Origin of the sequence: Vibrio sp. A2-1 (assembly GCF_021728355.1) — a bacterium.
Taxonomy (GTDB): Bacteria; Pseudomonadota; Gammaproteobacteria; order Enterobacterales; family Vibrionaceae; genus Vibrio; species Vibrio splendidus_K.
The window spans coordinates 139,668-160,964 of sequence record NZ_JAKKCO010000002.1; the positions used below are offsets into that span (position 1 = coordinate 139,668).

The following is a 21,297-nucleotide window of genomic DNA, read 5'->3' on the forward strand; positions in this document are numbered from 1 at the left end:
TTAGCGGGTAATCAAACTCTAGTGTTCGTTATGCTTAAACTTCTGCCTCTTCCCACTCTTTACGCAGTGTCTTAGTCGCCGACACAAGGTTTGTCAGTGCCGCTTCTGTTTCTGCCCAGTTACGCGTCTTCAGACCACAATCAGGGTTTGCCCACAAACGTTCTGCTGGGATTTTTTCTGCCGCTTTCTTAAGTAAATCAACAATCCACTCTTCTGAAGGAATGTTTGGTGAGTGAATGTCATAAACACCCGGTCCAATCGCATTCGGATAGTTAAACTCTTCAAACGCTTTCAGTAGCTCCATGTTCGAACGAGAAGTCTCTATGGTAATCACATCGGCGTCTAGCGCAGCGACTGAATCAATGATCTCATTGAACTCGCTATAACACATATGGGTATGGATCTGAGTTTCTGGTTTGGCACTCGCCGCTGAGATCTTAAAGGCATCAACCGCCCACTCTAGATATTCTGCGTGGTCGCGCTTTTTCAGTGGCAAACCTTCACGAATGGCAGGTTCATCAATTTGAATGATGTTGATGCCAGCGTCTTGTAAATCCGACACCTCATCACGCAGTGCAAACGCCAGTTGGTTAGTGATCTCTTTGCGTGAGATGTCTTCACGTGGGAATGTCCAACACAAGATAGTAACAGGCCCTGTAAGCATGCCTTTCATCTGCTTTGAAGTCAGAGATTGGGCATAGGTCGACCATTCTACCGTCATTGGTTTTTCACGTTCGATATCCGCAACCACAATCGCAGGTTTTACGCAGCGAGAACCATAGCTTTGTACCCAACCAAATTTGGTGGTTTGGAAGCCGGCTAGGTTTTCTGCAAAGTATTCCACCATGTCGTTGCGCTCGGCTTCACCGTGCACAAGTACATCCAAATCGAGTGCTTCTTGACGTTTGACTGCATCCGCGATGTGACCTTTTAGTGCGGTGGTGTATTCCGCTTCACTCAATTGACCGGTTCGGTAGGCGCTACGTTGAACACGAATTTCACCGGTCTGTGGGAATGAACCAATGGTTGTGGTTGGTAACAGCGGTAAGCCGAGAACTTCAGACTGATGCGCCGCACGTTCTGCGTAAGGCGCACTTCGCTCAGCTAACGCTTTAGTGATGGTATTGATGCGAGCTTGAACTTGCGGCTTGTTGACATGAGTTGCGCTCTTACGAGCAACAATTGGTTGGCTGTAAGTCTCACACGCTAAAATGGCATTTTGATCGCCATCTAACGCAGCCCCCAATAAACTCACCTCGGTGACTTTCTGTTTCGCGAAAGCAAACCAACTCTTCACTTCTTCGCTGAGCGAATCTTCTAACTCCAAATCTACTGGGCTATGCAGCAGCGAACATGAACTTGCGACCCATAGTTTATCGCCTAGCTTTTCTTTCGCAGGTTGCAGTAACTCAAGCTGAGAAGCTAAGTCTGCTCGCCAAACATTGCGTCCATTGATTGCACCCGCAGAAAGCACCCAATTTTGTGGCAATTTGTTCACCACCTCATTAAGTTGCTGCGGTGCGGCAGCTAAGTCGATGTGTAAACCGTTGACGGGTAATTCCACGATCTTGTCTAACGTGTCAGTCACCGAATCAAAGTACGTAGTGAGCAGTAGCTTTACGTCGCCTTGAATCACTTGATAAGCCAGTTTGAATGAATCAGCCCACTGCTTTTCAAGTTCCAGAGAAAGGATAGGTTCATCGATTTGAACCCACTCAACACCCAGCTTGGCAAGTTTAGCCAAAATCGCTTGATAGGCAGTAAGAAGGCGAGGCAACAGAGTTAAGCGATCAAAGCCCTCTTCCACTTCTTTGCCTAAGTACAAGTATGACAGTGGACCGAGAAGTACAGGCTTAACTTTGTGTCCTGCTTTTATCGCTTCGTTCACTTCGTCAAACAGCTGCGGCCAGCTCACTTCGAATGAGTCGTCTTTACTGAATTCAGGAACAATATAGTGGTAGTTGGTGTTGAACCACTTAGTCATGTCAGAAGCCGCCGAACTGTCTTTAGTGCCATCATTAGACGTATGCGTACCACCGCAACAGGTAGGCTGAACTTGAGACTGCCCACGACCAACGCGGAACAAGGTATCCAAATCTGGAAAGGCTTTTTCATCTTCAGAACCACCATCATGACGCTGCGGAACGTGGCCTAGAAGTAGAGTCGTTGTTAGAACATGGTCGTACCATGCGAAGTCACCCGCAGTTGCAAAGCTTAGATTCGCGTCGGCTTGTACATTCCAGTTACGATTTCTCAATTCACTGCCAAGCTGCTTGAGCTCAGATTGATCAATCTCACCGCGCCAATACTTCTCTAGTGTGAATTTGAGTTCGCGTTTTTCGCCGATACGTGGATAGCCTAAAATATGCGTTGTTGTCGTCATGAGTCTGTTCCTTATTCGATAATTTTAATTTCCGGTCAGACTGCCTTTGATGATTTCACTTTTCCAAAAAGGCGTCTGGATGGCTAAACTATCGCCTTAATCCGATCTATGGACAACGTCCAAATATTCATCTTGTTTATTAATAATATTCATCTTGAATCATCCAAAGATGAACAGTTTAAATCCATCTGGACATCTAGACGTTTACAAAAGATCAAAAACACCGTAGGGTGATTATTAAGAAATATTGAATTGGCTTAGGGAATATGAGGAATACTCATGATAGAGCTTAAACACCTTCGAACATTGACCACCTTGAGAGACAGCGGATCGTTAACAGCAACTGCGACCTCTCTTCACCTGACTCAGTCGGCGCTTTCGCATCAATTGAAAGACCTTGAAGCGCGTATTGGCGGTCAGCTTTTCCTACGAAAAACTAGGCCAGTGAAATTTACCTCTGAGGGTGAAATCTTGCTTAAGCTCGCGGATGAGATACAGCCAAGAATCGCTAAAGCAGAGAATGAGTTAGCGAGCCTAAAAGAGGATGTGAATGGTCGTTTGCACATGGCGATCGAGTGTCACTCATGCTTCCAATGGCTAATGCCCGCTTTGAAAGAGTACCAAGTTGCTTGGCCAAGCGTGACGCTCGATTTCTCGTCGGGGTTCGGGTTCGAGCCTCTACCGGCATTGATGGCTGGAGAACTCGATTTGGTGATCACCTCTGATATACAGCCTCGTTCTGAAGTTCACTACGAACCGCTTTTCGATTTTGAGATGCGCTTGATCACTGCCATCAACTCTCCTTTAGCCGAAAAGCCGAGTATTGAACCGCAAGATCTTAGTGATATTACGATGCTCTCTTATCCGGTTCAAAAGCAGCGTCTCGATGTAGTGAAGCACTTTTTACAACCTGCAGGCGTTGAACCAAAGAAATGGAAACAAGCAGACAACACATTGATGCTGGTACAAATGGTGTCGGCAGGACTCGGGGTTGCTGCGTTACCAAACTGGGCGATCAGTGAATTTTCAAGACAAGGACTCATTGCCAGCAAACCATTAGGCAAAGGGCTTTCAAGAAGGTTGTTCGCAGCGGTAAGAAACTCAGAAAAAGACAAACGTTACCTGCAAGCTTTCTTTAGCACGGCAAGACAGCAAAGTAAGAGTCACCTAGATGGCATTGAGGTCGTTTAAGAGACTCGTTGTTGGGTTAGTTTATGCCTGCGTTGAACCTGATAGGCATGCGCCAGAAACAAAAAAGTCACAGATTATCTGTGACTTTTTTCTTTTAGCTTTAGTACCGACGATGGCGGTACTTGTTCATTCACGATACTAGCTCACTCTCGATAACTGGCTCACAATCGATAACTAACTCGCTATCAATAGAACATGCGCCAGTTTGCTGCTTATCTTGGATAAGACTTAAACTGGTTAGTTAATGGATCGTATTGATAGCCAAGCATATCAAGCTTACCTACAACACTTTCTATATCCATTTCATACATACTGATCAGCTCTTCAAAGCTATCGCATTCTAAGCGAAGTTTTTCATTCACGATTCCCAGCAAAATAATGCTATCGAAACCTTTGACGTTGCTTAAATCCATCCCGTACTCCTAACGAACACACCGACTAGATTTAAGTTTAGAACGCTTACCAACACCACGCTAAAAAACAGATCACACTTTTTCGATTCAACACCGAAAGGCTTGTGAGATCAGTAACCTTCTACATAGCCCAAACTGGCGTTAAACCAACAGCCGCCGCCAATAACATCAACAATGAAAGAGTCAGCTGAAGCTTTTCAGGGGTTTTGACAAACAGCAAATGCCAACACCAAACCACGATAGAAGAGATAAGCAAAGCAAAGCTAAACAACAAAGTTGAAATAACAGGTTCTAGTTGCGCTTCAGACAGTGAATAAACGTTAATCACGGTCGCCAACACCACCAACATGCCACTTAATACGCCCACAACAGGCAGAACACGGTGAAATGCTTGTAAGCGCGTTCTTGCGATAGTCAGGAGTAAATGTCCGAAAGAAGCACCCAGTAAAGCCACCAGCAACACAGTCGCAATAATACCGACTGGATTTACCTGTTCGCTTGCTTGGATAGCAACGTATGACAGCGCCAAACCACACGCAAGATACATCACCCAGATAGGGCCTGAGTCACGTGTCTTCTTAGTTTGAACTTGAGAATAGAAATAGAAGATAGCGAATACAATCAGAAACGCTTCAATTCTTAATGAAGCAACAGCAAGCCAAAGCACGCCAATCGCAGGTAACATCTTGTGAATACGGCCACGTTGACCAGGGCAAATGTCACCCTTCACTAAGATTAAAGTTAAGATCAGTTGGGCTCCTAATAGCATGGGAGCAAATTGTACTAATAATGATTCGACCATTGTGGATCTACTTATTCAGACTTATTTTCGCGAATAATATCAAAAACTGCTCCGAACACTAATCAAAATCACAAATTAACGACGTTATTCAAGGCTTCAACTATGCTGTTGTATGGTTATTTTGTCAGCATTATCTGCAAAATGGCGAAAGACATCAGAACTAACAGGGGCATGTTCTACTGGCTAGTCTAGGCTCATGCCGCTATAATTCCCGCCTCAAAAATCAGAGGTTGAAATATGTACAGCGATATCACTCCTATTCACGAACACAAAAAATACTGGGCCGAGTGCTACGGAACAGCACCCTTTTTGCCTACCAGTAGAAAGGAGATGGATGCTCTTGGATGGGATAGCTGTGACATTATTATTGTAACTGGTGACGCTTATGTCGATCACCCGAGCTTTGGTATGGCTATCATTGGCCGTTTGCTTGAAGCTCAAGGCTTCCGCGTGGGCATCATTGCCCAACCAAAGTGGGACAGTAAAGATGCCTTCATGGAACTGGGTCGACCTAACCTATTCTTCGGCATCACTGCGGGTAACATGGATTCCATGATCAACCGCTACACCTCTGATCGCAAACTTCGTCATGACGATGCCTACACACCAAACAATGAAGGTGGTAAGCGTCCTGACCGTGCAACTCTGATTTATTCTCAACGTTGTCGTGAAGCCTACAAAGGCACGCCAATCGTTCTTGGTGGTATTGAAGCGAGCTTACGTCGCGTTGCGCACTACGACTACTGGTCTGATAAAGTTCGTCGCTCTGTATTGTTTGATGCAAAAGCAGACATCCTTCTTTTCGGTAACGCCGAGCGTGCACTGGTTGAAGTGGCACACCGCATTGCTGACGGCGAAGACATGTCAACGCTGACAAACATTCGTGGTACAGCAATCAACCTGCCTGCAGCACCTGAAGGTTACAAAATTATCGATTCTTCTCGTATCGAAAAACCGAACAAAGCCTATGTTCCGGTTAACCCGTACGAAGTAGAAACGCAGTGTGATACCAAGAAAGACGAAAAAGAAGAAGTAAAAGCACAGCCGATTACGATTCGTCCTTCTCGTCACGATGCAAAAACAACTGCGGTTCGTATCCCTGGTTTCGAAAAACTGAATAACGACCGTATTCTTTACGCTCACGCTAGCCGAATTCTGCACCTAGAGACCAACCCGTATTCAGGTCGTGCTCTTATTCAACGTCACGGTGACCGCGAACTATGGGTAAACCAAGCGCCAATCCCTCTTGCAACTGAAGAGATGGATTACGTGTTTGGCCTTGCGTACAAGCGTGTTCCTCACCCTATGTATGGCAAAGCAAAGATTCCTGCATACGACATGATCAAAACTTCGGTTAACATCATGCGTGGTTGTTTTGGTGGTTGTTCTTTCTGTTCAATCACAGAGCACGAAGGTCGTATCATTCAGAACCGTTCGAAAGAATCGATCTTGGATGAAATCGAAGACATTAAAGATAAAGTACCTGGCTTTACCGGTACCATTTCTGACTTGGGTGGCCCAACGGCGAACATGTATCGCCTAGGTTGTTCTGATCCTAAAGCTGAAATTAACTGTCGTCGCCCATCATGTGTGTTCCCTAAAATCTGTGAAAAACTGAACACAGACCACCAGCACACCATTGACCTTTACCGCTCAGCGAGAAAGGTTCCGGGCATCAAGAAAGTAATGATCGCATCAGGCGTTCGTTATGACCTTGCGATTGAGTCTCCAGAATACGTACGTGAGCTTGTGACTCACCACGTTGGTGGTTACTTGAAGATTGCTCCAGAGCACACTGAAAAAGGCCCTCTGGATCTGATGATGAAACCGGGTATGGGTACTTACGATCGTTTCAAAGAGATGTTCGAGAAGTACAGCGCTGAAGCCGGTAAGAAACAGTACCTAATTCCTTACTTCATCTCAGCTCATCCGGGCACGGAAGATGAAGACATGCTTAACCTTGCGTTGTGGCTGAAAAAGCATAACTACGAGTGTGACCAAGTACAGAACTTCTACCCATCGCCAATGTGTAATGCAACGTCGATGTACTACTCAGAGACCAACCCTCTGAAACGCGTGAAATACAAAAAACGTGAAGATGTTCCAGTACCTAAAGGTGATCGTCAACGTCGTCTGCATAAAGCATTGCTTCGTTATCACGATCCAGAAAACTGGAAGATCATCCGTGAAGCACTGATCAGCATGGGCAAAAAGCACCTGATTGGTGACAAAGCGAACTGCTTAGTACCAGAAGAAGACTTTGAAGCTCAAACACCGGCACAGCGTCGTAAGTCTGGTCGTCATGGTTCACAACGTTTTGCAACTAAGCACAGTAAAGCTCAACCGGGTCTTGGCGGCGAAAGCCCACGTAACCATTCTAAGCCTAGTGGCAATAAGCCTAAACCGGGTGGTAAGAAGCCAACAGGTAGCCAAGGTAACGGCAATCAGGGCAACGGGAAGCAGAACGGTAATGGTAATAAACCAGCGACTGGCTTCATCAAAAAAGCCCCTGCTAGCCAACAATCGCAAGGCAATGGCGGCGGAAATGGCAAGCCAAACCGCAACAAAGCGGGCAATGGTCAAGGTGGTAAACCTGCAAGTAACGGAAAGAATCGCCAGCGCGCAACACAGCGTTAATATAGCGACCCCATTTACTTGGTTATCATAAAAATACAAAGCGCAGCTATTTAGCTGCGCTTTTTTGTGTCTGTTACTAATGAACGACCCGAAGGTTTCACTTGGTTATGTGATTACAAGGGATTCTAACGGGTGAAGACCCAATACTGGCTAAACAAATAGTTAGTGACCATGCCCACCAAGATACCTACGGCCATTGCGATAAATACAGCCCCAGTAAATGCAGGCAGTAATTCCGTCATCAGCTTAAAACACAGCAAATTAGGTATCGCCGATATCGATGCGGAAAACATGAATTTTTGCCACTGAATCAACTTCTCTGACCAACTACCCTGCCCTTTGAAGTCAAAAGTTAGCACTCGATTACCAAACCACGTTGCCGTGGCTGCTGCAATGAAAGATCCTATCCTTGCACTCATCAAAGGCAGCCCAACGGCATAATGCAGTAATGCAAAAACTAAGCAATCAACAACAAATCCGCTAACACCAACCACAGCAAATCGAACCACCTTGTGGTGAGACTGTAACCTCTGACTGTGCGTTTGAAGCTTGTTGTTGAACATTCGTAACCCCGAGTTAACGCTAAACATCGCTGCCACTTTGAATATGACTCAACGATAGATTTGGCTTGATGCTTGAGCTATGACAGCTGAATAAAGCACGCTTTATTTTCACCGTTGGCTCTAGAATACACGTTAATGCGTTCTCTTTAATCTTGGTTTCCACTTCAGATCTTTTGCCAATCAGATAGAACTTATCAATGCCATCTAGCGGCTCGATATCGAGAAGTTCTTTCGCTTGACCATGACTGTAAAATTGCCCAGAGAATGGTCGTTTACCCACGTAAAAGCTTGGCGCAGAATCCGTAATCTGTTCGAAAATAATACGGTCACTTTTCTCGTTCGCCTTGCCGAGATTCAGGTAGACCATCGCAATCATTAGCAACACAGGTAGAACCAAAGCCACGCTCGAGAACCACTTCTTATCTTTTTCCACTACGAGTATAGCAATCAACAAGCCAAGGGCCGGAATACCTGGTAGGACGTAAGCTGGGAGAATATTGCCCGCCATAGTGAAAAGAATCAGAGGTGAAATCAACCAACAAACAAGAAATGAAAACAAGCCGCGATTTTCAGTATTAATTTCTGCAATTTTCTTACGTCGAGCAAATGCCAATATAGGTAATACAATCGACCACGGCGCAGCCGCTTGAAGCCAAAACAGCCAGATCATACCTCTTGCTTGGTCATGGGCAGAACCATATAAATCGCCCTCCCAGCCACTCACAACAAAACGCTTAAAGTGCTCGCCAACAATAAAATAATCAATAAAGCCCGGTGTTGCCATTTCAGCCATGATGTACCAAGGCAAAGCAATCGCTAGCATCACACCCAAGCCAGACAACAATGGAAAGCGTTGCCAAAGCACTTTGAAAGCGCCAAAGAAGCCATGTTGTAATACTAACCAAGGGAAAACTGCGATACCCATAATGACAATCGCTACTGGCCCTTTTGCAAGCAAGCCTAACGCTAAACCAATGAAACCGACATAACCCCAAGATCGATTAGTCTTCGCACTACCTTCGCCTTTCCAACCCTCTCCTCCTAACCAACACAAGTAGAAGCCTAACATGGCAATGGTCATCGCTAAGGTTAACGCGATGTCTGTCATCACAGCGCCCGCGGCAATAGAGAAAATACCGCATGTCGCCAACACTACCGCGGCAACCAACGCACTTTGCCCAGTTCGCTTCGCCATGTAAGCGGTTAACAAAATCGTCGCTACTCCCGCTAACCAGTGAGGTGCACGAACAGCAAACTCACTCAAACCAAACAGCTCAATACCAGCAGCACTCATCCATGTGAACAACGGTGGCTTGCCCCAAAAAGGAATGCCGTAATCAAACTGAGGTGTTAACCAATTACCGGTTTCTACCATCAAGCGAGCCATTTCTCCGTAGCGCGCCTCCGTAGTATCCATTAACGGATAAGTCGCCAAAGATAGGAGTCTTAAAACCAGTGCAAAAGCCAACAAATACCATAGGTGCGTTCTGTTCAGGCTCATGCTGACTCCTCTAATTTGAAATGTGTTTTTAATGCAGGTGTATCGACCACCGATTGGATCAGATACAAAGGACGATTCTTGGTTTCAATGAAAATACGACCTATGTACTCTCCCATTAAACCAATACTCAGGAGTTGAATACCGCCAAGGGCAAGTTGCACGACCATCATTGACGGATAGCCCGTGATCGGCTCGCCAAACATAATGGTTTTGAAAACGATGACCATCCCATACACAAAAGCCGTTAGCGCGACTAGGCCACCTAATGCGGTAGCAATGCGCAGTGGTCTGATAGAGAACGAGGTAATCCCATCCATCGCCAAACCGATTAACTTGAGGTAGTTCCACTTGGTCTCACCACAGAAGCGAGCATCACGCTTAAATTGGAGCGTCGCTTGTCGGAAACCCGGCCATGAAAAAATGCCTTTCATGTAGCGGTTACGTTCTGGAAGCTGATTGATATGGTCGACAACCTCTCGGCTTAACAGTCGAAAGTCACCCACGTTCTCAGGCACATCAATCTTCGCAGCCACGTTCATTACTTTGTAAAAGCTCGCTGCTGAAAACTTCTTAAACCATGTTTCACCGTCGCGCTGGCTACGCTGCATATTGACGACGTCATAACCTTCGCGCCACTTGGCAATCATTTGCGGGATAAGCTCAGGTGGATCTTGTAAGTCAGCGTCTAGCAAAATCACCGCTTGTCCACGACAGTGCTCAAGGCCTGCGCTCATCGCTGACTCTTTGCCGAAATTACGGCTTAAACCGATAACAGAAATTGAGCTATTGATTGAAGTGAATGAACTCACCAACTCCAAGCTGCTGTCTTTGCTACCGTCATCGACATAAACGATTTCACTCTTGATGGGCAAGCTATCAAGCACCTTGGTAAGGCGAGAGTGGAACTCTTCCAATACCTCTTGTTCATCGTAAAAAGGCACAATGATAGACAGAGAAACCGCAGGGTTGATCTGCGATGTAGATATCTTAGGGCGGCTTATATGAAGTTCAGACATAATACGTTCTTCTATTTTTTAATCTGAATCCAATCTACCCTCCCATAAGTGAAAGTTATGTTATTGACATATTTTTCACGCTCACTCAGGATAATGTTACCGTCTATTTCTGTATGAGAATCAAAATGAAACGAGTTCTATTAGTCGAAGATAACCGTGAAATCGCAGGTGTCTTGTTTGATTATTTTGAGTGTATTGGCATGGAACTCGATTATGCGGACAACGGCGAACTCGGCTTGCAACTCGCGTTGGAAAACTCATTTGATATCATCATATTGGATCTGATGTTGCCAAGAATGGACGGCCTCACGGTTTGTAATAAACTGCGAGACCAAGGCAACGCAACACCTATTTTGATGTTGACCGCGCTAGATAGCCGCGATGATATGTTGAAAGGGTTTGAGCATGGTGCCGATGACTATCTAACCAAACCTTTTGATTTGGATATTTTGGAAGCCAGAATGAAAGCGCTTGTTCGTCGTTACCGAGGAAAAGTGGCTTCTTCTAAGCTTCAATTTGATGAACTCACCATTGATCAAAAAACCCGAAAAGCCTACCGTAAAGACAAACTGCTCGCGCTTAACCCAACCACTTACACCATCCTTGAGATGCTGTGCCAAAAAGCACCTGAAGTAGTGACTCGTGAAGATATTTCCTACAAGCTATGGCAGGAAGACGAACCCAACAACGATGTGTTACGTAGCCATATTTATCAGCTGCGTAATCAACTCGACAAGCCTTTTGACACCCCAATGTTGATTACTATTCCTAAAGTTGGATTCCGTCTGGAGCCATCGAATTGATTTCAAATGTTCTGACAAGCACCAAAACCCTCACAGGCCGCCTAGCAGTTTTCTTTGGGTTGATGGCCGTGATTGTGTCTGCATTCGTCTATGTCGTTTTTGTTGCCGGGTTGTATATGTCAGAAGACCGGGTTGGCGAAAGACGCATCCTGATTGACCGAAACTATGCTGTCGAACTATTTCAAGCTGGCGAGAACGGCGCAATACGTATTGACGGTCTCACCATGGCGTACAATGACCTGTCATTTGTACCCAAAGAGTACATACCTTATATAGAAGGTAAGGATAACTTCCTTGGTGAAGTCGGCGACGAGCCGGAATCACGAATGATCTATGTGGGAGAGTACTCTCATGAAGGTAAAACTTACCCGATCATCCTTATGTCTGAGATAGATCGCGTCGAATTTGATACCTATGAATTGGTATACGCCATCTCGTTCGTATTGGTGCTACTATCCATTTTGATATTTAGCTTTGGTACCTTACTCTCTCGTCTTTCCAAACGACTTATTGAGCCTTTCAATTCCCTATCTGAGCAACTCAATTCGAACAAACTCGACCTAGGGGAGGAGTTTGATGTCAGTGAAGGTGCAGCTGTTGAGTTTCGTCAGTTAACAGACCAACTCAATCAATACCGTAGAGAAATCAATTCCTTGATCAAACGTGAACAGGCGTTTGCTCGTTATTCAAGTCATGAGTTAAGAACCCCACTAACGGTCGCTCGTGGTGCGAATAAATTGCTATTAAGAAGCGAAACAACGGAATTTCAATCTCGTCAGGTTGAGCGCATTGATGAAGCCATTATCCAAATGTCAGAAATGGTCGATGCCCTACTCGGTTTAGTTCGTTATGAAAGAAACAGTGACGATGTACCACTGCGCTTGTTTAGTCAGCAAGAGTTAGAAGCTATCGTTTCCAAGAATTCATTACAGGCGGATGAAAAGCAAGTCGAGATATCCCTACACATTCAATCAGAGCCGACTATTCAAGCCACCAGCGCGATCATGAATATGTTGGTCGGCAACTTATTGAGGAATGCCATTGCAGCGACCAATAGTGGCACTGTCACTGTTACCCTGTCCGAGCAGAGTATTGTGATTGAAGACCAAGGTGAAGGCCTTCAGGAACAATACAATCCGAATGGTCATGGATTAGGTTTATTGATTGTCGACGACTTGTGCCAACGCTTCCATTGGGACTTTGATTTGGTCAATCGTAACTCTGGAGGGTGCACTGCCAGAATCGCCTTTCAGACAGATTCACCCTCGCCCATACCAGAGCAAATAAACTCGTAGTACTAAGTTCAATATCCAACGAAAACTTGATTTAGTTGGTTTACAGCGCTGACTAGCTACTAGATACTCGTTAGTCCAATTTGATTTTAAAATGCTGGCTTTTTAGTCAGCATTTTTACTAAGTGCGATGAAACTAAATAATAGCCCTGTAACTCAACATCAATTTAACGATCACACCTTTTTCTTAAAGCGTGACGATCAGCTGCACTCCCACTTTTGCGGCAATAAAGCCCGCAAATTCATGAAGCTGCTGGAAGACGATCACCCAGAAACTACAACATTGATCAGCTATGGTTCTGCGCAGGCTAACTCTCTGTTCTCACTCGCGGCACTGGCAAAGATCAAAGGTTGGACGCTTGAGTTCTACGTCGACCACCTTCCCCAGTGGCTACTAGAACGCCCAATAGGTAATTACCGTGGTGCAGTAGACCTTGGCGCGAAGGTAATTTCAGTCAAAGAGACAGGCTCTGAGCTTCATCCACAGGAGTATATTGAGCAAATAAGGCAGGCAGATTCTCAGTGCATTGTATTGCCTGAAGGTGGACGATCTCAGCTTTCTGAATACGGCGTGAAGCAACTGGCGATGGAAATACTTAGCTGGACGCGTTTCGAAAACAAACACGATTTTGTAGTTGCACTGCCCGCAGGTACAGGTAGCACATCGCTGTATCTGCATAAGCACTTAAAGTTACACAACATCCCAGTAATCACCTGCGCTTGTGTTGGCGGCAGTGACTACCTTACACAACAATTTAATGAGCTTGGTGAGTCCGATCATCCACAAATACTACCGCTCAAAACCAAGCACCACTTTGGTAAGCTGTATCAACAGGACTATCAAACCTGGTTGGATCTACAAGAACAAACGGATATTGAATTCGACCTGCTCTACGACCCATTGATGTGGCAATGTTTAGAACAATGGCAAGATAACAACCCAACCAAAACCATTATCTATATCCATCAAGGTGGCATCTTGGGCAATGAGTCGATGTTGCCGCGCTATCAGCGAAAATACCCGGAGATGAGCATTAGCAAAACCAACGCATCTTGGTAGTTTTTTCTTTATTCCCCTGTTTAGCTATTCAAGTTTTGGTAAGCTGAGAACATCACAAAGCAGCCATCGCACTCCCTCTCGATGGCTATTCATCAGCAATAGCCACCTGCTCTCCCTGCCATACATTTCAAGTTAGAAACAGAAATCTGGCGAGAATCATCGCGTTATCTATACTTTCGATTGGAACATCAATTGTCATCGAAAGGAATCACGCATGCGAACAATCACTACGCTCGGCCTGTTTTCAGTTTTACTGCCCTTCTCTGCGATTTCAGGAGAAAACATCACTTACCAAGTCGATGGTATGGATTACGAAGGTTATTGGAGTGAGGCCAGTGACCAAGCGCCTTTGGTGCTGCTAATTCACGATTGGGATGGCTTAACTGATTACGAAAAGAAACGTTCTGAGATGCTCAACGAACTCGGTTACAACGTGTTCGCCATCGACCTATTTGGTAAAGGTATTCGCCCGACCGAAGTGAAAGACAAAAAACAACACACAGGCGAGTTGTATAAAGACAGAGAAAAAATGCGTGCACTACTTAATGCGGGAGCGATGGAAGCGAAAAGGCTTGGTGGTAACTTAGATAACAACGTGATGATGGGTTACTGTTTTGGTGGCGCAGCCGTTTTAGAAGCCGCTCGTGCGGGCATCCCATCGAAAGCTTATGTCACCTTCCATGGTGGTTTATCGACACCAAAAGGACAAGACTACTCTCAGACTAAAGCTCCGGTTGTCGTATTCCATGGCACAGCAGATTCTATGATTACAATGGAAGATTTTGGCAGCCTTGCCGCTCAACTGGAAACAACCAAGGTTCCGCATGAGATGATCACTTATAGTGGAGCGCCACATGCCTTTACCGTGTTCGGCTCAAACAACTACCAACAAGAAGCTGACCAAAAATCGTGGGAACGCTTTACTCAGTTGTTAAGTTCAGTATCTCGTTAACTTTCAATCTAAATAACAGATCAACGGCAGCCTGTTACCTAATTCGTACTAATTATTAGCGACTATTTCTTTAAATTTGGCTTTCGTCACTCAAAAAGAAAGCGCTTTCTTGTAGTGTATCTCTATTATCAATTAGGCACTCTGAATCAGATATGCTTTTTTAACTGTGAGAAATTATGAAATATTTAGCAATACTACCAGCGGTATTCGCACTCAGCGCCTGTTCAACAGTGACAGAGTCACCGGTTAGCTACCACAAAACTTCTCCGGGGCTAGAGTCACTACAAAATAACGAAAACTGCTGCGAAAACCTGAATACCATTCAATATCAAAGCATTACGAACCCAGAAGAGACATCTGTTTCGATCACCACAGCAAGCCCTAAAATCGAGTTCAAATCTGGCCGGTCCTTTGCTGGAGGGCTAAAGCTTCCTACAACACTAGATGCTATTCGTTTTTCATTGACTTCAAATGCTAATTATTCTGCATTTGTTCCGTCACTTTTGGTCTTAGACAAAAATTACCAGCCGCTAGATGTCATTGGCAATGAAAGCATTAAGTACCAGCCACTTAGCCTGCTTGATGGTGCTCGATATGGCGCACAAATAGAACTGCAAGAACGTTACTTAAACGGCGAGGCTCCTGCTTACTTGGTCGTATTCACAACCAGCGAAGCACTCGCGGAAACAACTCCTGTCGAAAAACCAAGTGATATGGCGATACGTTCTGGCGATATCCAGGCAAACATCGCCCATAACACGGACTACGCCATCCCCCACTCTGCAATCGGGAAAGTCTCCTTTGATTTTAAATTCACAGCGGTAACCACCGTTGTTGAAGAACAGAACCGTCAAAAGCGAGTTCAACAAATTATTCCAGAATCAACCGTAGCCCAATCAGATTTATTAACGGGAAATACACTGAATAAGAAAGAGGTTTATCAAACTCTTATAGAAAACTCGGTTTCATCTGGAGATTTTAGTGCAGCACTGACTTACGTTGAAGAATCTGAGCGATTAGGAATCGAAGGGATGCGAAACTCCTTTGTTGACGCGATGAAGCAATATCAAAAAGCACAATAACTCAGCCTCAAAGTAGTCGTTTATTTTCTCTCACTTTACCTCTTTTTTGAGCAAACGAGAGTTAAATAAACGACTGTTATCCCTCAGCCCTATTCAGGCATAAACGAGAATTCTAATTGCTCTAATTCTAAGCCTAATTTGATGAATTCAATATCCAACGAATAAAAGCCTTTATCCAGCTTAACAGGAAGCCCCTCAACTGAAACTGTCTCGCCATTAGTACCATTCACTGATAGAGACATCGCATACACGTTATTGAGACTCAAACTACACGCAGATTGAGCCAAGGTACCGCTATCGTAATGAACAATACCCGTACATCGAAACACGCCTGCATGCTTAACGTACAAGACAATGCTCCGGTTTTCTTGGGTATTAAGTGGTAGTACTGTTACACGTTGCTCGGTAGTAAGCTGACAAAAATCACCATCAGTCTTGTCCTGATAACTGTCTGAGTTTTTCGTCGCCTCAAAGCCCTTAACTGGATCAAAAGCGACCAATGGGCGACCCATCGCAGGGGATTCCATAATAAAACGACAGATATTTATCGCGCTTCGTTGCAACTCTCCCAAACTCAACATCCCATTTTCAAGCGCCTGTAATGTATCGTCGTTTGATGCGTTACTTTCAGCGCCATCGTGCTCAACGACCATATACAGATCATTTTGAGAGCGAAGCATAAAGGATGTGTAACTTCGGCTTTCAGAACCTCCTTTGATTGGGTCATTCATTTTTGCCCACCAATCCGTCATCACTATCCCTTTATAGCCCCACTCCTTTCGAAGAATAGTAGTATTGAGGTCGTAATTAGATGCAGCCCAGTGACCATTGATGGGGTTGTAAGCGGTCATAATGCTTGAAGCTCGCCCTTGCCTTACCGCTATTTCAAAAGGCCTTAGATGAATCTCACGGAGCGCTCGCTGAGAAACCACACTATCAACATCAAATCGTCCAGTTTCTTGGTCGTTCGCAACCAAATGTTTGATAGTACCGGACACGCCTGCAGATCTAAGCCCAGCAACCTGAGACGCCGCCATAGCTCCGGTCAAAAGAGGATCCTCAGAAAAATACTCGAAGTTTCGCCCGTTCAAAGGATGACGATGAATGTTAATCCCAGGCCCAAGCAATGTATCAATATGATTGGCTTGCATCTCTTTCCCTACTAAATAAAACAGTTGTTCATTCAGTTCTGTATTCCATGTGCAGCCCAATAGCGTGCCAATCGGGACTTGTGATGCTTTGTGTCCACTATCCATTCGGATACCCGATGGGCCATCAGCAGCCGCAACAATAGGGATACCTAAATCAAACAAGCTTGGTGATACACCACCAAAAGCCGCAGCCGTGCCAGGGGTTACCTTGGGGCTGCACATGCCTTCACCACGAACAATTGTCGCCAGCTGTTGTACCGTCATTTGCGATACAAACGCCTCAATATTCGCCTGTCCCTGCTTCACATCAAGCAACTTGATTCCCTTATCTTCACTAAAAGGAATCGAAGTTGGGAGTTCAGTTAGGATACGTTTGCTCAAATCTACACTTCGTAGTGGCACAGATTCATAGTCGCAACTGTAAACCCCATTTTGCCCTATCTCTTTTGGAACGAGCCTTTTAAAAGCGGTGACGGGTGCCAGAGCTTCCGTTAGTTGCTCAACAACTATTAGTTCATCAACTTTTATGCTTTCGTCAACCAGCCTTGCTTGTCGAACGCTGCCTCCCAAATAGAACTGATATTCCCCTGCTTCAAGTACATAGCTATTAGGGTGGCCCGTCTTACCACTATCATCAAATGACGCTAACGAAGATAGAAGAAATGAAACCTTCACACGTGCTGTTTCGTTTGGATCCAAAGTGGGTGTTTTTGCAAATCCTGTAAGTGCTCTAGATGGCTTCCCCAGCTGGCCTTGAGGCGATTCAACATACAGTTGAACAACATCCTTACCACTGTATTTCTCGCCTATGTTTTTAACTTCAATATCGAAGACCAACTCTTGTTCAGAGCCGGATCCAAGAATCGTTAATGCATTTAATTTATTTGAAAATTTGGTGTAGGAAAGCCCGAAACCAAATTCAAATTGAACGGATTTTGGGTTAAAGGTTTCAAAGTATCGGTACCCAACATAGATATCTTCTTGGTACAGATTACGCTCTTTATTTCCGAAGCTAGCGCTGGAAGGGTAATCAGATAAAGAGTGCGCAATAGTGTCGGTCAAACGTCCACTCGGGCTAACATCACCTGATAAAACATCAGCTAATGCATGCCCACCTTCCATCCCTGCAGCCCAGCTATACAAAATCGCCTTGAGCGACCTTGCATCTTTGAGTGAGCTTACCCATGACATATCAATAATGTTGGTCACGTTCAGTATCACAATGACATCATCAAAATGTCCCGTCACTTTCTCCAACATTTGCATTTCGAGCGCGGTTAAATTGTAACTGCCTTGCTGCTGTGCATTGTCTTGATCCTCACCCGCCGTTCGACCGATAAAGATAATGGCTTTGTTAGATTTGGCGGCAGCATCCATCACAGCTGAAGTTGAAAGAGGCATTTCATCTTGAAACCAAGGTTCTACTGCCCAACCACCACCGCCGTCATTGAACGGGTTGTCCTTGACCCAACGTTGGTATACCTCCACCAAACTGAGATTAAGATTGATGTTTGGATTTTCATGCAAGCCATGTAATGCATTTACGGAATAAGGCACATTCACCGCTCCACCAGATCCAGTGCCACTTCGGTAGGTATCAATCTGACATCGACCAAAAAGAGACACCGTATCACTAGTCTGCAATGGCAATATTGAATCACTATTTTTTAGTAGCACAATGCCCTCAGTAGCCGCTTGTCGACTTATTGGTGCAAGCTGCTTCTGTGCTTCGAGAATTTCCACAGTATTCATTTTGAGTCCTACCATTTTTTTACTTAGAGCAAAAATTTGACCTCTCGCTCTAAAAGTTAATATTGTCTTTGTTCAAAAAATAGTAATCTTAACTACGGCGTGTAACTACCAAATAAGCGACAGTTATGGGTAAAATAGCGACATGAAAACCAAATTTAGACTCCAAAGTCATCAGAGATATCCCCAGATAAAATTTGCCTATGTCGATGGTCATCACGATTTCGACTTTGACGTACATAGCCATGACTTTTCTGAACTTTTCTTAGTTGTGAGTGGTAGCGGGAAGCATACGGTAGCTAGCCACACTTACCCTTTAAGTACAGGAGATGTATTTGTTATTAATGGGGATATTGAGCATGGATTTTGTGAAGTAAATAAACTGAAGATTGTAAACTTGATGTTTGATACGGCATTGCCTTTTTTTGAGGTTCCTTCAATGCGTCAAATGCCGGGCTATCAAGCACTTTTCAAGGTAGAACCGATTGCTCGACAAGCGTCGGAATATCAAGCAAAGCTTACGTTATCAGTTTCTCAGTTGAAACGAATCAATGAACTTCTACAACAAATCAAATCGGAATACGACAATGCAGAACAGGGGTTTGAAATCATATTGACGAGCACAATGCAGCAACTTGCGATAGAACTTGCTCGGCGATATCAAGAACAGACCCATAGCTTACCAAAAACAACCCTAGCATTGAGCCGTGCTCTCGCACATATTGACCGTCATTACAAAGAAGTAGGATTAGATACAGAAGCCATTGCACAAGCGGCGTATATCAGCAAAAGGCAACTAGAAAGGTTATTCAGGCAGTTTTTAAATACATCCCCGAACCAATACATCAAAGGCCTTCAAATTAGACACTCGGCAACCTTATTGTTAAACGACAACAAAAGCATCCAACACATTGCTGAGTCTTGCGGCTTTTCTGACAGCAATTATTTCTCCAAGTGTTTTAAGACCCAAAATGGATACAGCCCTCGAGAATTTAGAAAGCAACATTCTTCCCATAACTCATAATCCTTTGCCCCTTAAACCTTAAAAGATTAAAAGATTAGATATGTCACACATAAAAAAACCGCTTCTTTCGAAGCGGTCAATGAGTATCTTTGGCAAGAACACATTTGAAAAGAAATTCAAATATGGAAGACTCATAGCAATAAAAATGAAACTCTTTGTGCTGCTAGGAAAGAGATCAACTATTGCAATAAATAGGGATATCGAGAACCTTACCCGCCCTAAAGGCAAGGCCGTCATACCACTCCCCCGGTATGCTCGATATCACTTAAGACCCGAAGGTAAAAAATTCTACCACCACATGTCAGCTTGAATACCTACAACAAAGTCGCCCTCTTTACCCGTGCCGTCTTGCATTTCACCATCAAGGTAAGATGCCATAAAGCGAATTTCTGGAGATGGACCGAAGCCAGAGTGCACAACTAGAGTCGGTGCTACTGTTAGCTTGTAATCATAAGAATTCTTTGACTCACCATTACGGTCTTCGTAGTTGTACATGTAACCAGCTTCGGTAGCGATAAAGAAGTTTTCTGAAATTGGGAACGTTGGTCGCACCATTGCTGATACCCAGCCGTCTGTGTCGCCATTGTCAAAATCGTTGTACTGGGTTTGAAGAGAGTGGAAAATATTCACACCATTGTCAAAAAAGTACCCACCCCATGCTAAAGCACGTAGTGATACATCGTTTTCATCAACAGCCTTCAAACAAGACGTCCCACAGCCCGTGCCTGTCGTTAACCAACTTTGATAGTCGCTACCAGGCTTGTACGTGTTGTAAGTTGTAAGAGTACCACCTAAAAGGTTACCCGAACCTAAGCCTTTACCAGCCTGCGCGATGTATTTTGTAAAGCCTTTATCTGACAACCCAAAGACAGACTCAGTGTGAACAATTGCCGTCATTTCATAGCCATTCTCAGCGAATGCTTCTGGGCCATTACCAAAACCTAAATCGACCATATTGTCTGGCATATACTTAGCCATAGCGTGAAGTTCAACACTGCCAAAGTTCACGCCAGCATGAAGTGCATGCATGATATTGTTGCTGTCACCCCAGAAACTTGTATCGCCAGAATCATCGCTGGCAATGTAAGCAAAGTCCCACTTATTACCACCTAGCTCAACACCTTCAATACCAACACCAGTACCCGACATATCCGTGTAGAAAAAGTCGGTCATAAAGATGTAATTATCTTTACCATAAAAGCGCTTCCCCCCCCATACAACACCGGTTTCAGATACACCTTCAAACTCGACAAAAGTTTCTGCCATACCAATTTCGCTGTTGGTTGCATCGGCATTGGCACCAAGCTGGTTGGTTGCATATTCCGCATTGTTGGCTGCAGCTCGTGTTTTGATTCGAATTTTCTGACCACCGTCATTCTCAAAATTTTTCTGCAGTGCAACTTCAAAGTGACTATCCGACTCAACACCCAATCGACCTAAACGCTCTTTAGATGCAGGGAACTTTGCACGTTTAAAATCATCATTTTCACTGAATAGAACACCAGCACGGAAATAACCGTGAAATTCAAATCCATCCGATTTTTCGGCATGTACAGCAGGTGCAGTAGACAAGCCAGCTGTAGCGACTAAACAAGCAAGGGTAAGCTTAGAAAGTTTCATAATAACTCCATGTTCTAAATTATACTTTCACAAAGAAAGCGCTTTCTTTATTTTTCTT

The 21,297-nt window shown here is 44.5% G+C and carries 16 protein-coding genes; 8 read left to right on the top strand and 8 right to left on the bottom strand.

Going from position 1 to position 21,297, the window contains the following annotated elements; genetic code table 11:
* Positions 1–34: 34 nt before the first annotated feature.
* Positions 35–2,383: a 5-methyltetrahydropteroyltriglutamate--homocysteine S-methyltransferase gene (metE, locus tag L3V33_RS08355; protein WP_237290228.1), complete on the bottom strand. Its 2,349-nt coding sequence runs from the start codon at positions 2,381–2,383 to the stop codon at positions 35–37.
* 279 nt (positions 2,384–2,662) lie between these two features.
* On the opposite strand from metE, the gene L3V33_RS08360 reads away from it, so the two are divergent.
* The gene (locus L3V33_RS08360) at positions 2,663–3,574 is read left to right on the top strand and encodes a LysR substrate-binding domain-containing protein (RefSeq protein ID WP_017094462.1); all 912 of its coding nucleotides are present in this window, start codon (positions 2,663–2,665) and stop codon (positions 3,572–3,574) included.
* A gap of 212 nt (positions 3,575–3,786) precedes the next feature.
* On the opposite strand, the gene L3V33_RS08365 is transcribed toward L3V33_RS08360, so the two are convergent.
* Together L3V33_RS08365 and L3V33_RS08370 are read right to left on the bottom strand one after the other, a co-directional pair.
* The gene (locus L3V33_RS08365; protein ID WP_004736508.1) at positions 3,787–3,987 is read right to left on the bottom strand and encodes a DUF4250 domain-containing protein; all 201 of its coding nucleotides are present in this window, start codon (positions 3,985–3,987) and stop codon (positions 3,787–3,789) included.
* Positions 3,988–4,108: 121 nt separating this feature from the next.
* Positions 4,109–4,789: a hypothetical protein gene (locus tag L3V33_RS08370; protein WP_146455839.1), complete on the bottom strand. Its 681-nt coding sequence runs from the start codon at positions 4,787–4,789 to the stop codon at positions 4,109–4,111.
* A 237-nt stretch (positions 4,790–5,026) separates the two neighbouring features.
* Between L3V33_RS08370 and L3V33_RS08375 the strand changes: the two genes are divergently transcribed.
* Positions 5,027–7,426: a YgiQ family radical SAM protein gene (locus L3V33_RS08375; RefSeq protein ID WP_267136847.1), complete on the top strand. Its 2,400-nt coding sequence runs from the start codon at positions 5,027–5,029 to the stop codon at positions 7,424–7,426.
* Positions 7,427–7,551: 125 nt separating this feature from the next.
* Here L3V33_RS08375 and L3V33_RS08380 read toward each other — a convergent pair whose 3' ends face one another.
* From L3V33_RS08380 to L3V33_RS08390, 3 genes are read right to left on the bottom strand one after another with little or no spacing between them, the layout of a single operon-like run.
* The gene (locus tag L3V33_RS08380) at positions 7,552–8,016 is read right to left on the bottom strand and encodes a GtrA family protein (RefSeq protein WP_237290229.1); all 465 of its coding nucleotides are present in this window, start codon (positions 8,014–8,016) and stop codon (positions 7,552–7,554) included.
* Positions 8,009–9,490, bottom strand: a complete 1,482-nt coding sequence (locus L3V33_RS08385) for a glycosyltransferase family 39 protein (RefSeq protein ID WP_237290230.1) — start codon at positions 9,488–9,490, stop codon at positions 8,009–8,011. Before L3V33_RS08385 ends, L3V33_RS08380 begins: the two co-directional genes overlap by 8 nt.
* Positions 9,487–10,506: a glycosyltransferase family 2 protein gene (locus tag L3V33_RS08390; protein ID WP_237290231.1), complete on the bottom strand. Its 1,020-nt coding sequence runs from the start codon at positions 10,504–10,506 to the stop codon at positions 9,487–9,489. The genes L3V33_RS08385 and L3V33_RS08390 overlap by 4 nt, the downstream gene beginning before the upstream one ends.
* A gap of 125 nt (positions 10,507–10,631) precedes the next feature.
* Between L3V33_RS08390 and L3V33_RS08395 the strand changes: the two genes are divergently transcribed.
* The 5 genes from L3V33_RS08395 to L3V33_RS08415 all read left to right on the top strand — a co-directional run bounded on the left by L3V33_RS08395 (position 10,632) and on the right by L3V33_RS08415 (position 15,695).
* Positions 10,632–11,309, top strand: a complete 678-nt coding sequence (locus L3V33_RS08395; RefSeq protein WP_237290232.1) for a response regulator transcription factor — start codon at positions 10,632–10,634, stop codon at positions 11,307–11,309.
* Positions 11,306–12,604: a HAMP domain-containing sensor histidine kinase gene (locus L3V33_RS08400; protein ID WP_237290233.1), complete on the top strand. Its 1,299-nt coding sequence runs from the start codon at positions 11,306–11,308 to the stop codon at positions 12,602–12,604. Before L3V33_RS08395 ends, L3V33_RS08400 begins: the two co-directional genes overlap by 4 nt.
* Positions 12,605–12,731: 127 nt before the next feature.
* Positions 12,732–13,661 carry a pyridoxal-phosphate dependent enzyme gene (locus L3V33_RS08405; protein ID WP_171330512.1) on the top strand — a complete coding sequence of 310 codons (930 nt, stop codon included), beginning with the start codon at positions 12,732–12,734 and terminating at the stop codon, positions 13,659–13,661.
* A 214-nt stretch (positions 13,662–13,875) separates the two neighbouring features.
* Positions 13,876–14,613 (top strand): dienelactone hydrolase family protein, encoded by a 738-nt coding sequence (locus L3V33_RS08410; RefSeq protein ID WP_146455849.1) that lies wholly within the window; start codon positions 13,876–13,878, stop codon positions 14,611–14,613.
* A 176-nt stretch (positions 14,614–14,789) separates the two neighbouring features.
* Entirely contained in the window at positions 14,790–15,695 is a 906-nt protein-coding gene (locus tag L3V33_RS08415; RefSeq protein WP_146455851.1) for a MalM family protein, read from the top strand.
* 89 nt (positions 15,696–15,784) lie between these two features.
* On the opposite strand, the gene L3V33_RS08420 is transcribed toward L3V33_RS08415, so the two are convergent.
* Entirely contained in the window at positions 15,785–18,598 is a 2,814-nt protein-coding gene (locus L3V33_RS08420) for a glycoside hydrolase family 3 protein (protein ID WP_237290234.1), read from the bottom strand.
* Between the two features lie 142 nt (positions 18,599–18,740).
* On the opposite strand from L3V33_RS08420, the gene L3V33_RS08425 reads away from it, so the two are divergent.
* Positions 18,741–19,619 (top strand): helix-turn-helix domain-containing protein, encoded by an 879-nt coding sequence (locus L3V33_RS08425; RefSeq protein ID WP_237290235.1) that lies wholly within the window; start codon positions 18,741–18,743, stop codon positions 19,617–19,619.
* A gap of 288 nt (positions 19,620–19,907) precedes the next feature.
* On the opposite strand, the gene L3V33_RS08430 is transcribed toward L3V33_RS08425, so the two are convergent.
* On the bottom strand, positions 19,908–21,239 hold the full coding sequence (locus L3V33_RS08430) for a carbohydrate porin (protein WP_054547316.1): 1,332 nt from the start codon (positions 21,237–21,239) through the stop codon (positions 19,908–19,910).
* Positions 21,240–21,297 lie beyond the last annotated feature (58 nt).